This window comes from Sporomusa rhizae (assembly GCF_041428845.1).
In the GTDB taxonomy this organism is placed as follows: Bacteria; Bacillota; Negativicutes; order Sporomusales; family Sporomusaceae; genus Sporomusa; species Sporomusa rhizae.
Window position 1 is genome coordinate 1,184,925 of record NZ_CP156925.1, and the last position, 16,961, is coordinate 1,201,885.

Consider the following 16,961-nt stretch of genomic DNA (forward strand, 5'->3'; position numbering starts at 1 on the left):
CGACGACCCTTCCGTAGGTTAAACCAACTGAAGGGTCGTTTCTTTATTAGGAAGTATATTCAACTGGAAAAGAGATTTGGTTGATATAGGTTTGCGTATCTGCTGTGAGCCAATGGTTCTTTAAGGGGAAAACATATACGTTACCGGCAACTATTAAACGGTTGCGCTGGATAAAGTCCAGAATCTTATTATATATGGAAGGCATTTTTTGATAATAAGTTCCTTTGAAGCGGACTGTCAGATACAATCCTTCCGGGCGAACAAAGCAGTATTTTTCGGCATTGGTATGGGCAACAGGCGTAAAAAATTGCAGTGTTTTATTAAATTTTTCTGCAAAAAAATCATCTTTACCGATAATCCAACCGGTAGTAAATTCTTTAAAGTGTTCCTTGGAAAAAGCAGTTTGATTATGTTTTGACAGAATTTTGAAGCGTTCCCGTGGCGTCATATCTGTGGTTAAAAATTCGCTGACCAGCAAGAATTTTTTTCCTTGGTAATTTAATTGAATTTGGTCCAATTGAGTTTTGCGTATTTTTTCTATTGTTTTTAAAGACATATGTAAACTATTTTTGATTTTTATTGTTTCATCTATAATTTTATTACATTCTTGTTCTTTTTTCTGTAAAATTTGCTCAAAATTACTGATACTGCGATTATGGAGATAATCTTTAATATCTTGAATGGGGATATTTAATTTTCGCAAATTTAGAATAATTTCCAATATGAGATATTGAGAAACAGAATAGTAACGATAACCATGTTCGTTTACAAATGCCGGGACTAATAATTCGTTTTTATCATAATATAGCAAAGTTTGCTTGGGAATACCATAGAGCGAAGCTAACTCGCCCGCTGTGATGTAGTTTTCTTTTTCATGCGTCATAGGTAATATTCTCCTAAGATATGATGCTGGTAGGAAAAAGCTAAAACAGCGAACTGTAAAAGATCGGCAGCCGTGCCTGTTCAGCCAAGTGCATCTATACTCATTATTGGTGATGAAGTAGATTATGTCAAGGATAGTCATGATTTTTTAGGGATATAAAGAAGTTAGAGTTCCGGGATAAATTGTTAGCGGGAGCAAAATATGCTTGACTGTATGACCACTATATAGATTACAGTAAACAATAAAAGATAATTTTTAAAGAGGTGAAAATAATGAGTACTGAAAAAAAACATCCTGAATATCAAATCCCCAATGACCCACATGCCAAGCACCGTTATGAGAGTGCCATGAAACACGTTCAATTTGCGAAAGAAGCAGGGAAATCTTCGGAAGAAATCCATGAGATTTTTCACAAAGTAATGAACTTCGACCCTAAAAATATCGAAAACATTCCCCAGGATGAAGCTCACAAAAAATACCGCTCCGCAGTAATTCATGCCCAAAAGGCGTTAGAGAACGGTAAAACTTCTGAAGAGGCTCATGCAATCTACAGGAATATTCTCTCGGGAAATACCGAAGGAAAATGTCACCATTCATAATAAAAATCCGTTAGTAAGCGAATTGTTAAGACTTGACTGTATGACTGGTATATAGATTAAAGTTTACGCTGATTGATTCTGAGTTTAATTGAATATCCATGAGAAGATAGGTGCCGAAAGGCTTAATAGGGAAGACCGGTTAAATTCCGGCGCGGTCCCGCCACTGTAACGGGGAGCAAGCTTAAGATATGCCACTGAGAGCGATGATCTTGGGAAGGTTTAAGTAAGCCATGATCCAGAGCCAGGAGAACTGCCTGTCTGATAATCACCGTTGTACCCACGAGCGATGGGAAGGGGATTTATAGTAGCACGTTTGGCTTAGAAGTTGTTCTGCGTCAGTATGTGTTTTTGCTGAAATATTCTCCTGGTCACTGACTAGGAGTTTTTTTAGCATAAAACTGTATCTTTTTTCCGGCTGCCTTGGCAGCCGGATTTTTTTGTATAGAAAGTATGACTTTCGCCAAGGCTCGGCATAAGCCGTGTTTCTTTATCCTGATCGACAGCAATGACGTAGACGGCACCTATGCCATTGGGACAAGCGTTATGAAAGGAAGTTGAATGATGAAAAAGAAAGAAAAGCAGAAGCATTGGGGTAAAAGGCCCCTTATAACAATGCTAATTATTGGGGCCGTACTGTGTGAAGGGATCGTATTTGCCGCAGGAGAAAGCATTCAAAGTTATGACTTGGATACCGTGATTGTTACGGCTCAGCGCACAGAAACCAGGGATTTAGAAACGCCGGCGACGACTACGGTTATTACAGCGAGAGATTTGAAAGAAAAGGGCGCCATCAGTGTTTACGACGCCTTGGAACGTGTAGTCGGGGTACATAGCTATTCTTACGGGTCAGGCGGCGAGGATTACGGCGGAATGTACTCTCGCATTATGGTCCGCGGCTTAGATAAAGGGACATTAGTACTAGTTAACGGAACTCCGGTTAATTTAATGAACGTCAACTCGATGATGAGCTCCATTCCGGTTGAAGCGGTAGAACGGATTGAAATCGTTAAAGGGTCCAATGCAGTTTTATATGGCGCCGAAGCAATGGGCGGCGTTATTAATATCATTACCAAAAAACCTGACGGCAAAGCTGGCGGCAGTATTACAACGACTTATGGCAATTATGATAAAAATTATTCCGCAGCCGTCAACGGCGATAAATTTGAGTTGTTTTATAAAAAGGAGTACAGGGGTGCGATTGACCAATATAATCGTTTATATACAACCAGTACGAAAAAAATTGCCAAAGAAAAAGGAACCAAGGACGCTATATTTCTTAGCTACAATATTACGGACGATCTAACCTTTAATTATGCTTATGCCGATACTGACAGTCATTTTAGGCAATATACTTATAATAAGAGTACAAAAGATTGGACGACTCTTTATAAAAATTACTATTATTATGATAATAGGCAAAATGTTAGCCTTGTTTATAATAATAAAGAGACAGATTATAAGTCCGTACTGGCTTACAATAAAAACAGGTTCAGACCAGGCGGAGACGCAACAACGAATACTGATTTAAGCAGTTATAATTTTGATAACCAAAAAGTATGGCACCTGCGCAATGGAAAAGATTTTCTGGTTGGCGGGGTCACATTGCAAAGCGAGCACTATACCCAAAATTATGGCGCGCACAGAGGTAATTTTAACCGTGACAGCTATGCCGTGTATACTTCGTATTCCCGTCAATTGACAGATGATTTTACCGCTATAGTTGGCTTGCGCGGACACTTCGTGCAGGCAAATGAATACGATGCCGCTCAAAATATTTTGTTGCCGCAATTGCAAACCGTATATAAAATTAACGATCACACCTCATGGTATACCAATATTGGAAAATCATTTGAAATGCCTGCATGTAATTCTCCTTTTTATGGTTCAGGGGCAGTATCGACCGCCATCAAATTAAAACCGCAAGAAGGCTGGAATTATGAAACAGGAATGAAATTCATTCATAACGATGAATCTTTGAAACTGGCAGTGTTTAACATGAAAATTAAAAATAAGTTCAAATGGGTAAAAGAGGATACTGTGATTTTTCCGGGTGGCGATCCCAATACAAGCATACAAATTAACCAGGATCAATTCCGCAATACAGGTATCGAAATAGAATATAACAAGAAGCTCAATGATAACTGGAAATATAATCTTGGCGTATCTTACAGCAATCCTGAAGCTAAAAATGGAAACGATAATTGGGAACAAACCGGTGCTAAATTGCAATATTCTCTTGGAACCACCTATACTAAAAATAAATTCACTGCAAATACAGACTTTTTTGTAACGGCGAAAAGAGAGATGGCGTTTTATAATCTACAAGGCCAAATGACGCCAGTAGACCATAGAGTCCCCAATTATGTTAATTTAAATCTTACTCTTCAATACAATGCTACTCCTAATGACCTAATTACGCTGGCGGGCTACAATTTGTTAGACAGAAATAATCCGATTAATTATAATGAATACTGGTCGACACCGCTTAATTATAGACTTTCTTATACTCATAACTTCTAATTATTAATTTTATTTGCGCGGCAGATATTAGCCTACCCTTCAGCAGGGATTAAACCTAACTGAAGGGTAGCTCTTTATTTTAGTTGATATAGGTTTTTAGTTTGCCTTTTCATGCGTTATAGATATACTCGCCTAGGCTATGATGCGTATCAGCGCAGTAAACCTGTCTATATTTCTTTATTAGTGATGAATTGGTGGGTGTTAAGAATAGGACTGACCATTGACTGTATAACCACTATATAGAGTACAATAGCGAAAAGCTAACTGTTAATCACTGTTACCTACGGGTATTAGCCATCTTGAGATGGTTTAAATGAATCAGCGGGAGTGAATGGGATGGGAAAAATTATTTTTGTCGTTAATACAGATATTCGGCATACTTTATTGACAAAAGCAAAAATAATGGCTGAGGATGAAGGTGGTTTCTCCGGTGAAGGGAAAGTTTTTATTGCGGAGAAAGAGGCCGTATGGAATGAGGAATGGGAGCAGAAACTGACCGGAGCCACGGTTGTTATTATGAACTGGATGGGACTGGGGATTGAATCCCCTTTTTTCAGGGGTGCCCGCCGTTTTTTCCAGCAGCATAACATGACGTATAAGATTACTGCCGGTGATGAGGCCGAAGAAAAGGATTCTGTTGGGTTTATCGATGAGGATCACCAATTGATTCAGCGGTATGAAACTTATGGCGGTATAGAAAATCACAAGAATTTATGGTGCTGGCTGTTTTGCCGCTTTGATCAGGCTGCTTGTAAGTTTGCGCTGCCAAAGCCATTGCATTGGCACGGGATTTATCATCCGCGGGCCCAAACGGTTTATACCGATTTAGAGCAATATGAGAAAGATTTCTGCCAACCGGGCCGTCCAACCCTTGGGTTCTTGTTTTATCGCAATGAATGGCTGATGGACAATCTTGCTTATCACAACGCAGTGATTGAGGAAGCTGAGCGACAGGGCTTTAATATTGTTGCCGTATTCAGCCAGGGTATTGCCAATGCTGAACTGGCTGTGCCGGGATTGAAAGAGGCAATCCGCAAGTATTTCATGAAAGACGGCAAGACCTATATTGACGTCATGATCAATACGATGAAATTTTCACTGACGGCTTCCGGCGCCCTTGCCTATTCTGTCATAGCGGAATTGAACGTTCCGCAGCTCCAGGCCTATACGCTCCTGACTCCGGTTGAACAATGGCGGGAAAGCATGGAAGGTATGTCAGCCATGGAGGTCTCTATCAGCATTACGCTGCCGGAATTCGATGGTATCATTCATGGCATACCTATTGCGGGCAAGCATAAAGATGATGACGGTATGGTCAGCTATGAGCCGATTGCCGACCGGATTAATCTTCTGGTGCGCCGGGCGGGTAAATGGGCGGCCTTACGCTATAAAGCCAATGCCGAGAAAAAGATTGCAATTATTTTTCACAATTACCCGCCGAAGAACTCTAATATAGGTACGGCATTCGGCATGGATTCGCCGGAAAGTGTTCGCCTTTTGCTGGCGGCCATGAAGGAGCAGGGATATGCGATTGACCATATTCCGGCGGACAGCAAAAGCTTTATGGAAGAAGTTATCCGGTGTGCGACAAATGACCGCCGCTTTATGACCGATGAACAGATTCGGCAAGCTATCGGCAGAGTAAGCAAGGCAGAATATCAATTGCTGTTTGATACATTTTCGCCTAAGGTTACAACCCAGATGACGGATGGCTGGGGTGAGCCGCCTGGTGAAGTATTCAATTTCGACGATCAGTTGCTGGTTCCCGGGATGAAAAATGGCAATATTTTGATTACCGTTCAGCCGCCGCGCGGTTTTGGCGAGGAGCCGGGCAAAATTTATCATTCGCCTGATTCACCGCCAACCCATCATTATTTGGCCTATTACTATTGGCTGCGCGATATTTGGCAGGCAGATGCCGTTGTTCATGTTGGGACACATGGCTCTTTGGAATGGCTGCCAGGTAAAGGGACAGGCCTGTCAACTGATTGCTACCCGGATATTGCAATTGGCGACCTGCCGGATATTTATCCCTATATTGTCACCATCGTCGGTGAGGGCGTACAGGCCAAACGCCGTGGTGCCGCCTGTCTGATTGACTATCTGACGCCGCCCATGAGCAGTGCCGGTACCTATGATGAGTTGGAGGAATTAGAAAAGCTGGTCGATGAGTATTGCCATTTCCAAATCAGTCAGCCGGATAAAGCCGAAAGTGCAGTGCCATTCATCCGGGAAAAAATCGTGGAAGCGCATTTGGCAGAAGACCTTGCCCAAGGCGCGGAGGAAGATTTCGGCGCATATGTAGGCAGAATTCATGCCTATGTGACTGATATCAAAAATATGCAGATCCGCGTTGGCCTGCATATTTTAGGCAATCCGCCGCAGGGCGAGGTGCTCAGGGAATATCTGCTGGCGCTGACCAAGATCGAGAACGGGCAGGTGCCGTCACTGGCCCAGACGCTGGCAAAAAAAGACGGCTATGATTATTACGAGCTCTTGGAAAATAGTGCCCAGCTGGTGCCAGGCGAAAATAGTACCTATGGCCGTCTGGCAGACGGTATCCGCGCGGCAAGTGCCGAAATTATTGAAGCGCTGATGGACCGGGATTTTGCGGAAGAGGCCGTTGCAGAGATCGTTAACTTGCAGGATTACGGACAAATGCCACCCGCATTGCAGGAAGATCTGCGTACTGTCTGCCGGTATATCTGCACAGATATTGCCCCCAATCTGGGCAGGACGGTACAGGAAATGACCAATACGCTGCGGGCGCTGGGCGGTGAGTTCATTGAACCTGCCCCGGGCGGGGCGCCGACGAGCGGCCGGGCAGATGTGTTGCCAACAGGGCGAAATTTTTACGGGGTTGATCCGCGGTTGCTGCCGACTAAGCTTGCCTGGGAAACTGGCAAAAAAATGGCGGATGCGGTGATCAATGATTATATTGCGGCAGAGGGCCGGTATCCTGAATCCATCGGGATTATTCTCTGGGCCGGTGCCAACATGCGTACCCATGGTGAATGTATCGGACAATTTCTGTACTTGATGGGTATCCGCCCCATCTGGCAGAAAGGCAGCGGCAGGGTTGTTGGCTTGGAGGTAATGCCGATGGATGAGCTACGACGGCCAAGAATCGACGTTACGGGGCGGGTAAGCGGCCTGCTTAGAGACAGTATGCCCTGTGCCGTTGCCTGGATGGATAAAGCGGCACAACTGGCGGCAGAGCTTGAAGAAAGCCCGGAAATGAATTATGTACGCAAACATGTAGCGGAGGATTCTCTCTACCTTGAAGAACAGGGTCTTAGCACCCAGGAGGCTAAAAAGCAGGCAATGTACCGTTTATTCGGCTGTCCGCCGGGGGGTTATGGCGCCGGTGTTGCCAACGTATTGGAAGAAAAAAACTGGGAAACGGTTGATGATCTGGCGCAGGTCTATGTACGCTGGGGAGCACATGTTTACGGACAAAAGGAAAAAGGCCAATACCTGCCTGAGTTGTTCAAACGGCGGCTTAGCACAATTGATGCGACCATTCATAATGAGGATAACCGGGAGATCAGCATATTGAACTCGGATGACTTTAACTCGTATCATGGCGGGATGATCGCTTCGGTACGCAGCCTCCGGGGAAAAGCGCCGCGCTCCTATTGTGGCGACAGTACAGATAAAAGCCATGTCGTCATGCGCAGCTTACAGGACGAAATTAAACGGCTGTTTCGCGGGGAAGCCATGAATCCGAAGTTTATCGAGGGCATGAAGAAGCATGGTTATAAGGGGGCGGCGGATTTGGCGAACTATGTAGCGCATAGCTATCAGTGGGATGCGACCAGTGAAGTCATGGAAGACTGGATGTATGATCAGTATGCCAAAAAATATGCCATCGATCCCAACATGCAGGAATGGATGCGGGACGTTAATCCGTGGGCACTGCAGCGTATTGCCGAATCGCTGCTGGAAGCACACCAGCGCGGCATGTGGAATACGACAGATGAAATGGTCAGGGAGCTGCAGAATATTTATCTTTCTATTGAAGGCGAGCTGGAAGACCGCAGCGACGGGTAATCTGGCGAAGTCGGTTATGATAAGGAGAAATCTGGATGCCGTATAAGATTAAATATATCATCAATGTATTCATTCTTATATTTTGTATGATTTCCTGTGGCTGTATGCCCCAGCAGGAAAAGCCTGCGGTTGGGCCGGTTAATATATCAACCGCCTATGAAGTAGTTGATGATGCAGGCAACATTATTCAGATGCCGGAGAAACCGCAGCGTATATTAACAACACATTTTCATTTGGATACAATGCTGCTTGGAATCGTACCGCCGGAACGTGTGGTTGCCATTGCCCCTATTGCGGCTGATCCTGGAATTTCCTATATGGTTGAAGAAGCAGGACAGATTAAGTATAAATTGGATAATCCGTCGCTGGAAGCAGTGCTTATGCTCAAACCGGATTTAATCATTACCCGTGATGGTACCAGTGAAGAAAGAATCCAGGGATATCGGGATTTAGGAATCAAAGTATTTATTTCTAAACTGCCGCTAAGTATAGAAGATATGAAAACAAGCATGCGTTCCCTGGCCGTAGCTGTTGGCGAAAGGGAAGCCGGAGAACGGGTTATACAACAGGTAGATGCCAATTTGCTGGAAATCGAAAATACTTTGGCAAATTTGAAACAAGAAAAGAAGCGAGGCTTTCTTGTTTCACAAATGAATAGTTATGGTGGTAGCGGGTGCATGTTTGATGATATTTGTACCCATGCCGGCATCATTAACGCTATCGCTGAAATGGGTATCCCCAATGGCCAACTCGTCAGCAAAGAATTGATGGTAAAATCAAATCCGGATTTCTTTATTCTTTCAGCAAATCGTGAGATGCTGAGTGATAACGCAAAAGAATATCGGAAAGAATTTTTGAATGATCCGGCATTACGGCATCTGAAAGCTTTTCAGAATAATGGTGTCACGTATATTCCAGACAGGTATGTTTTCGCTTCTAATCAAAATTGCGTTTGGGCAATTAAAGGCATTGCCAATGCTGCTTACGGAGATATATTTAATATGAAAAATGAAAGATTCATTAAAGGTTATTAGTTATTGTGGCAATGAATACCCGTACCAAACGACTGGAGCAAGTCTCGATTATTTCGTTGTTTGCCGCGGCAAGTTCTCCAGTTATGCCGGAAGTCATCGCCACTATCTTGCCTGGCGAGCAAGGGTGCGTACTCCTGGTCTATTGACTTCCGGCTAAAATCAGTATATATTTTAATTGGCAACAATTACATACCATGAGTTAGGTGCCCTTCGGGGCTTAATAGGGAAGTCCGGTTAAATACCGGCGCGGTCCCGCCACTGTAACGGGGAGCAAGCTTAAGATATGCCACTGGGATAAGTTGTCCTGGGAAGGTTTAAGCAAGCCAGGATCCGGAGCCAGGAGAACTGCCTAGCTGACAGTCGCCGTTTTCACCCACGAGGCATGGGGAGGGGATTACAGTTACACTGCTCTGCTGGATATTTTCCATTACAAAGTTGGTATACTGCACTACACTCCCGGTTGATACCGGGAATTTTTATTTGTAACGGCAAAATAATACTCCGCTTGGCCTTCGGGGGTGCCGCGAGTCTCTAGAAACGGGGGTATTATATGGAAGGCATTGATCGCTTGCTGCCGCTGTTGGGCAGGCACCATCCCGGTACGCTCAGGCATTGTCACAGTGTGGCCATGCATATGTTCGAATGGTCGGCCTGCATGGACTTTTCTGCCGCAGAAATGAATAAAGCATTTGCTTCCGGAATGATGCATGATATCGGTAAATACTGCGTGTCGGCTGAGTTACTAAGTACAGCCGGGGCATTGGCGGGAGCGGAGCAAATCGAGTTTGAACTTCATCCCGTATATGGCGAAACCATCCTTCAAGCCTATGGCTTGAAGGAAATAGGCCCGTTCGTGCTCTACCACCACGAACGGTATGACGGGGCAGGCTATCCGCAAGGACTGAAAGAAGCCGCAATCCCCTTTCTCAGCAGAATGATTGCCATATGTGATGTGTTTGACGAACTTACCAACCGGCGGGGCCCGCAAGAAAACCTGGATGGCCAGCAGGCGCTGGCAGAAATTGAACGCCGGGCCGGGGCGCAGTTTGATCCGTGGCTGTGTGAACAGTTTATAAAATATATACAAAAAATATCCCGGTTGTATTATGCCAAAGAGCTTAGCTGACCGCCTGTTAGCTAGCTCTGTCTGGAAAACAGTAAAAAATGTCGAAATAAAACGAACAAAAAAGCATGACAAATGGAAATATTTGTGCTACGATAATGTAAAACAAAGGAAAAATAAATATTTTGGTGCAGGTGCCCTACGGGGCTTAATAGGGAAGTCCGGTTCAAAGCCGGCGCGGTCCCGCCACTGTAATGAGGAGCAAAGCCATGCAATACCACTGGGATAGATCCTGGGAAGGTTTGGCCGCGCGATGACTCTGAGTCAGGAGAACTGCCTGCATGACGATCACCGTTGACCTGCGAGGTATGGGGAGGGGATTAGATGCGTGTTTTTCTGCCGGCATTATGTAGGAATACAAGCAAAAGCCTCCTTGTGTTGTTGTCACAGGAGGCTTTTTTTAATTTAACGTGCCGGTTGTGAGCATACAATAGCAAAACTTTTCCAAGGAAAACGGACTTTTTATACTTGATAATGTCGCGTTAAGACACAAAAGTGTCTTAACGCAGCGGGAAACGAAGGTTCATAACCGCAGCCGCAGCCCGGTTTGCCGGTGTACAACCTGTGTTGTCCGCGCTGGCACCGGCATGTCCGTCAACATCATTGCCAGAGTAAAACCGTAAGACTAAGCCAATCCGCCCGGCTGCGCAGGCTGACGATGCCTGGCCGGGCTGTGATAGGAATTTTGGACAAGGAGGTGAGGCATTTTTCCATGGTTAGCAAGGAAACGGCCTCAGCAGCCCGCAGGCTGTTGACGGTCGCAAGGTAACACAAACAACAAGAAGGAGTGATTTTGTATGTCCAGTATTGTGGCAGTATCGGCCTATGATTACAGTACGGTTCCCACCGGGTTAGGCGATGTGAGCGTCGCCCGCTACGCCGGCGGCACCAGCGGTGCGGTGATTGAAACGAAAACCGGCGTGGTCACTCAGTACACCGACGGCGGCACCATCGTACGATTGCCTGGCGACACCAAGGTGTTCCATTTCCGGCGGGATAGCACCGATTATGTGCTGGTTGCAGCCACCAAGTGGGTTGGTCAGTCTCCCACCTGCAAATACCTGATTTTCACCGGCACCGTTCCCGCCACTATCCCGTCCGGCTATAACTGGGGCACACCCGTGTACGGCCCGACGACCTGGTCCCTGGGCGGCACCTCTCTCGCCAACCTGTATAAAATCCAGGCCGCGACCATCAGTGGCACCTTCTACCTCTACGGCATTGACTACGACGCCGCCACCGCCTTCCGGCTCGCTGCCAGCGGCTCGACCTATAATTTAGATACCACCAATTATTTCACCTTCTCCAAACCCACGACCGCCCAGGAAGGCCACGGTGTGGATCTGCAGCTTGACGGCAGCAACGTGTACATGCTGTACATCAGCGGCACCAATCTGATGTTAGTGTCCAGTGCCTCCTATCTCAATAGCACGGTGGTCAAAACCAACTTGACCTTCGGCAGTCCGGTCTACAAGGGACCGCACGGCACAACCACGTCGCCGGCGTCCGGCGAACTGTGGCCGGCTGAAAATGCTTTCAGCATCCAGCCCTACGGCACAAACCTGCTGCTGGTGGCCGTCGGCGGGCCGCAGCATTATGACATCAACACCTGGAACCCCAATTCTCACATCCAGAAAATCGCTCTTAGCGATTTGACTGTCACCAACTTGCTTCGGGCCGCTACCACCGCCGAAGGTTCGTCTTATCCCAACGATTGCTATGACTTCCGGGCGCTGACTTTCAGCAGTGATGGTAGCCAGGCGTATCTTTTGACCGGCAAGTATGGTTCAGGCTACGTGATGAGTTGGCGGCTGTATTCTACCGATGTGGCTACCATTCTCGGCGCTGGCAATGTCTTGGTCAGTTCGCTGGTGGCTTCGGAGGCTATAACCTATATAACTAAAGCAGATAACCTGACCGGCTACCTCTGGGCGCTGCTCTATTCGGAAAATACAAAAACTACTTGGTTCTCCCAGGGGAATCAACTGGCCATCTTCAATGCGGGCGGTCAGGTCGGCAGTGCTATGACTATCGGCAGCCTGACGACGCTGAGCAGTAACGCCTATCTCAATGGCATTACGATCTACAACCCTGAAGCGGCACCCGCCGGGATGCCTTTGAAAGGATATGTCGCGCCGGCCTTTGCCTCCAACACGGCGGCGGCGCTCATCGAACGCAAGCGCTTGCTCGACCAGGTGGCGGCAGCCAAGGAATAGTCAGGAATTTCTGTGGAGGGAAAGCTTTTTCCCTCCACCTTTTGAAGTTTACGTAGTGAGGGGAAAATGGATTTGCGATGTAAGAAGAAACGAGTCAGGCGGACCCTGCTGGCCAAACGTTCCTTATTGGCGGCCTCAATAGTGGTTGCCCTGTTCAGTGTTACGCTGCCGGCGCAGGCGGCACCGATATTAAACGACGGTACGCCGGACCGGACGAATATAATCAATCAGGACCTGACCGTTGGCCCGGGGGAAACAGTGACGACCTGGTCAGGCACCCAGCAGCGCCCCAATTCTGTTAAATATAACGGCATTATTCTGATTAACAGCGGCGGCATTTGGCGGCCGATGGACGCCAAAGCTATCAACGTCTATGGGACGTTTGAACTGAAAAGCGGCGCCTTACTGGATCTATCGTATAAATACGGAGAAAACTATCCGAACAATCCGTGGGGAACCTATGATAGCACAAACCTGGCGTCAAGCCGCAATTTTTTGACTTACGGGAAGACTGTTCTGCATGACGGCTCTATAATCCGCCTAAACGTGGGCGGAGGCAATGGATTTGATAATTTAAGTGATAAATTGGTGTTTAACAACCTTCAGTTGGCGGTGCCTAAAGTGGCAGCGACCGTGCGATTGCAAATTCGCTATAATAAAAATACCGGTGGCCTGGGGGGACAAGACAGCGCGGTCAATTTCTGGGATTCAGCGTCAGCAAACGTTTATTCCGGAAGAATTCCCACTCTTATTAGAATCAACAACCTGACCAAGACAGTTGGCGAAAATCTGAATTTTTCCGCCGAAACGTATTATATGGATAGTTCCTTGAGGAAATATTTATTTGTACCGACATTAACTTCCGCTGAAAGTACTTTCAAGGGTGTTACTACAAGAGATTATGAACTAGACTGGACGGCTACCCGGACTGATTTCATCTCCCAGGGTTTGTTCAGTGCGGCTAACGCCCAGCTTGCCATGCGCAACCTGTGGCGCATGGAGGACGGTTTGTTCTGGAAACGGGGCGAAGAGCTGCGGTCGGCCGGACGTCTGGGGTTAGGCGAGGGCAGTGACGGGGCCTGGGCCCAGGTCTGGCGCGGCAAGTATGATTTCGGCGGCGCTATCGGTTCCAGCTTCGGCCAGACATACAACGGCATCCAGGTTGGTTACGACAAGGAGCGCGAAGGCAAGCTGTTTGGTGGCAAGCTGTATACCGGCCTGTTTCTCAGCAATCTTACTTCTAAGGCCGATTTCCATCAGTACAGCATCCAAAACAGCAGCGATACCGTCGCCTATAACCATGGCAGCGGCGATCTAAAAAGCGGCGGCCTCGGTCTCTATACCACCTGGATTGGCGATAAGGGACACTATCTGGATTTCACCGTCCGGGGTTCCAAACTGAGCAATGAGTATAACTATTTTGATTCGAATGATATCCTGCATGCAAACGATTACGGTACATGGGCTTATGGGGCCGGATTGCGCTACGGCTATCAAAAGGAGTTGCCGGGCGGCTGGTATCTGGAACCCCAGGCCGGCCTGTCCTACGGCAGGATGAAGGGCTACAGCTATCTGCAGGATACTAACATGTGCTACAACCAGGACGAGATGGACATGCTTATCGGCCGCCTCGGCGTTACCGCCGGCCGGAAGTTCGGCAGCGACGGCAAGCGCGGCCTGGTTTATGCCAAAGCGGCCGTCAACCATGATTTTAAGGACGGCGGCAAGGCAAATGCCGAAGCCCTGACATGGAATAAAAATTTGAATGGCGGACCTGGCGGATGGGAGGTAGGTGCCACCCTGCCAATGGATACGCTGGCCGGCAAGGACACCTGGTACGAATTCGCCTTGGGCACCACGCTGCAGACTGGTCGAGACCAAAACACCTTTGTCGAGCTGACCAAGACCACCGGCGGCAAGGTCAACACCGACTGGCAGGTGAACGCCGGTCTGTCCTGGCGCTTCAACGGCCCGTCATCCTCCGACCGGGACCAAGCCCGCGGCACGTCTTTGGACCGTAGCCTAAATTCGCTAACGCGTCCGGCTGGGCAAGTCACGGAGCCTACGGCTGTACCGGCCGGCACGGTAACGCAAGAGGAAAAGGTGCTGCCCAATGAGCAGGCAAAGCAAGGCGATATGACCGGTTCGGTTAAAACCGACGGTAACAACCGCTTACCGTCGGATAACCAATCAACCCAGGCAACAGGCGCCCCTCCGGTCGCGCAAACGGGACAAGCCAGCCATACCGAGTCTGTGAATAACGCCGGCAGGAACCCGCAATCAGACCGGTCAGCGCCTGGCGCGACCATGGCCGACGGCAGCGAACGCGGCGTCTATATCCTGGCGCCGCTGGTCGTCGAGGCCGCCCGGCCCGACTGGGAGAAAAAGCTCTCCCCCGGCACGGTATCCGTCATCCCTGTGCCCGAGTACAAGGGCGAGATGAAGAATCTGCCTGATCTGTTACAGACCGTGCCCGGCGTGTATGTGCAGCGGATCAGCGGCATCGGCCACTACACCATTGCCAAAGTCCGCGGTTCCGCCGGCGGCGAGGTCAACATCTACGTCGACGGCGTGCTGCTGAACTCGGCCAGCGAAGCGGCGGTGGATTTGTCCACCATCCCCGTGGAAAACGTCGAACGCATCGAGGTCTACCGCGGCTATGTCCCGGCCCGCTTCGCCGGTTCACCCCTAGGCGGCGCCATTAACATCGTCACCAAAAAGCCAACCGGGACCAAGGGCAGCATTACCCAGGGCCTGCGTTCCTTCGGCGGCTATACGGGCAATCTGGAAATAACGGCTCCGGCCGGCAAAGGCAGCATCCTGTTTGCGGTAAACCGCGACCAGGCGGAAGGGGACTTTAGATATGACCACTATTGGCCGACCCATAGAAATCTTGACGGTAGTCGTTATATCCAGACCACGCACCGCCTGAATAACGACTACTACAACACCGACGCCCTGCTCAAGTATCAGGACGACAACTGGTTTGCCAAACTGACCTGGAAAGACAATAAGACTCGTTTCCCCGACAGTGCCATAAATGACTGGGCCGATACGCCGGCCGCGATCGAGAATGTCATTCGCGGGAGGCGACAGGAAACGCAAAAGACCGAGCTGACGGTAGGCCGGCGCCAGACGGCGCCTCAGTTGGAATGGGGCTGGAAGCTGAATACCGCCTATCAGGATAAGGAAGCTACCGGTTTTCAGACGTGGTCGCCGATGAGCGGCTACAACGTCGTTGTTGCCGACAATGAATTCCGCAGCCGGCTCTATGGCGGCACCCTGGACGGCAGCTGGCAGCCGGCCAAAAATCACTTGGTGGAATTCCTGTTCAACGCTTCTCGCGAGACCATGAAGGTCGATAACCACGACTTTGCTATGTGGCCGGCTTCGGGTTCGGTGACCAGCGTTATCCAATTCTATAAGCAGTATTTCAAAAAAGACTACCGGACCGACAACTATTACTTCCAGGTGCAGGATACCATGACACTCAACCGCAGCGGTAACCTGTTCTTCACACCGGTGCTCAAGGCCCAGAAAATGACCATGGACGTCGACCTGGGTGATAAGGATTTCGGTCGCTGGCTCTATTCCTACGGCCTGGGACTTAAGAAGGTGCAGAACGAGCACTGGACCTTCCGCGGCACCTACGGCACCTATTACAAACTCCCCAACTGGTACGAACTGTTCGGCGACGGCGTCAACGTCAAGTCCCGCTGGGAGACCTATAAGACCAACTACAGCGATTTTATGCTGAACAACTATGTCGAGCGCGGCGTCAGCTGGGACGTCAGCGCCAATTGGCAGGGCCGGGCGTTTAACGCCGACAGCGACATTACGCTGACCTATTTCCACCGGGACTCTAAGAACCTCAGCACCTACTCGCTCGATCCCTACGGCATCGGCTTTTATTCCAACCTCGCGGCCGGCAAGATCCAGGGCGTCGAGCTGGAAAACAAAATGAAATGGCAGCGCTGGGACCTCCTGCTAGCCGCCACCTGGAACGATTCCCAAGTCACGAATAGCGGTGCTAAGGCCTCCCTGGTAACGCCGGCGCAGTGGCAGCAGGGCCAGCCTTTCCCCTGGGTGCCGGAATGGGAGTACAATGTCCGGCTGGGCTACCGTTTCCCCGGCAACAAACTCAATGCCTTTGCGGAATATCATTATTTGGATAATGTCGGCGTTTATTATAAAAATTCCCGAACACTGAACGATTCGCTGGGCTTAACCAATATCGGCCTGAAATACGGCTTTGACGACAGGGTCAAACTGACGGCCGGCATTAATGACCTCTTCAATAAGGGGGCGGATCAGCTTTCGACTTATTGTTACGAGACGGCCAGTGCCGCTGAAACGCGCTATGGTGTCTCCAATATCAGTTACCCGCTGCAGGGCCGGACGTACTACATGACGCTGCAATATTTCTTCTAAGCGGCTGTCCGGCAGAGCAGCACCGCCCGGGTCCAGACAGTTGTCCGGGCTCCGGTTTTTGGCTGTGCCGGACGCCATCCATCATCCCTCAAGTATAACGGT

At 48.6% G+C, this 16,961-nt stretch carries 10 protein-coding genes and 3 riboswitches; of the genes, 8 read left to right on the top strand and 2 right to left on the bottom strand.

Annotated elements, in window-relative coordinates; all coding sequences use genetic code 11:
- Window positions 1-46: 46 nt before the first annotated feature.
- A complete protein-coding gene (locus SRRS_RS05390; protein ID WP_371366918.1) occupies window positions 47-883 on the bottom strand; it encodes a MerR family transcriptional regulator in 837 nt (278 codons plus the stop codon).
- Window positions 884-1,155: 272 nt separating this feature from the next.
- Between SRRS_RS05390 and SRRS_RS05395 the strand changes: the two genes are divergently transcribed.
- Window positions 1,156-1,482 (top strand): hypothetical protein, encoded by a 327-nt coding sequence (locus SRRS_RS05395; RefSeq protein WP_371366919.1) that lies wholly within the window; start codon window positions 1,156-1,158, stop codon window positions 1,480-1,482.
- Window positions 1,483-1,573: 91 nt separating this feature from the next.
- Window positions 1,574-1,755, top strand: a riboswitch (cobalamin riboswitch).
- A gap of 114 nt (window positions 1,756-1,869) precedes the next feature.
- Here SRRS_RS05395 and SRRS_RS05400 read toward each other — a convergent pair.
- On the bottom strand, window positions 1,870-2,070 hold the full coding sequence (locus SRRS_RS05400) for a hypothetical protein (protein WP_371366921.1): 201 nt from the start codon (window positions 2,068-2,070) through the stop codon (window positions 1,870-1,872).
- Between the two features lie 24 nt (window positions 2,071-2,094).
- On the opposite strand from SRRS_RS05400, the gene SRRS_RS05405 reads away from it, so the two are divergent.
- The 7 genes from SRRS_RS05405 to SRRS_RS05435 all read left to right on the top strand — a co-directional run bounded on the left by SRRS_RS05405 (window position 2,095) and on the right by SRRS_RS05435 (window position 16,859).
- Window positions 2,095-4,002 carry a TonB-dependent receptor plug domain-containing protein gene (locus SRRS_RS05405; RefSeq protein ID WP_371366923.1) on the top strand — a complete coding sequence of 636 codons (1,908 nt, stop codon included), beginning with the start codon at window positions 2,095-2,097 and terminating at the stop codon, window positions 4,000-4,002.
- Window positions 4,003-4,338: 336 nt separating this feature from the next.
- Window positions 4,339-8,055: a cobaltochelatase subunit CobN gene (cobN, locus tag SRRS_RS05410; RefSeq protein WP_371366925.1), complete on the top strand. Its 3,717-nt coding sequence runs from the start codon at window positions 4,339-4,341 to the stop codon at window positions 8,053-8,055.
- Window positions 8,056-8,090: 35 nt separating this feature from the next.
- Entirely contained in the window at window positions 8,091-9,089 is a 999-nt protein-coding gene (locus SRRS_RS05415) for an ABC transporter substrate-binding protein (RefSeq protein ID WP_371366927.1), read from the top strand.
- 5 nt (window positions 9,090-9,094) lie between these two features.
- Window positions 9,095-9,235, top strand: coding sequence for a hypothetical protein (locus tag SRRS_RS05420; protein ID WP_371366929.1), 141 nt, complete (start codon window positions 9,095-9,097; stop codon window positions 9,233-9,235).
- A gap of 38 nt (window positions 9,236-9,273) precedes the next feature.
- Window positions 9,274-9,457, top strand: a riboswitch (cobalamin riboswitch).
- A gap of 182 nt (window positions 9,458-9,639) precedes the next feature.
- Window positions 9,640-10,215: an HD-GYP domain-containing protein gene (locus tag SRRS_RS05425; protein ID WP_371366930.1), complete on the top strand. Its 576-nt coding sequence runs from the start codon at window positions 9,640-9,642 to the stop codon at window positions 10,213-10,215.
- A 112-nt stretch (window positions 10,216-10,327) separates the two neighbouring features.
- Window positions 10,328-10,508, top strand: a riboswitch (cobalamin riboswitch).
- A 501-nt stretch (window positions 10,509-11,009) separates the two neighbouring features.
- Window positions 11,010-12,428, top strand: coding sequence for a hypothetical protein (locus SRRS_RS05430; RefSeq protein WP_371366932.1), 1,419 nt, complete (start codon window positions 11,010-11,012; stop codon window positions 12,426-12,428).
- A 66-nt stretch (window positions 12,429-12,494) separates the two neighbouring features.
- On the top strand, window positions 12,495-16,859 hold the full coding sequence (locus SRRS_RS05435) for a TonB-dependent receptor domain-containing protein (protein WP_371366934.1): 4,365 nt from the start codon (window positions 12,495-12,497) through the stop codon (window positions 16,857-16,859).
- The last annotated feature ends 102 nt before the right edge of the window (window positions 16,860-16,961 follow it).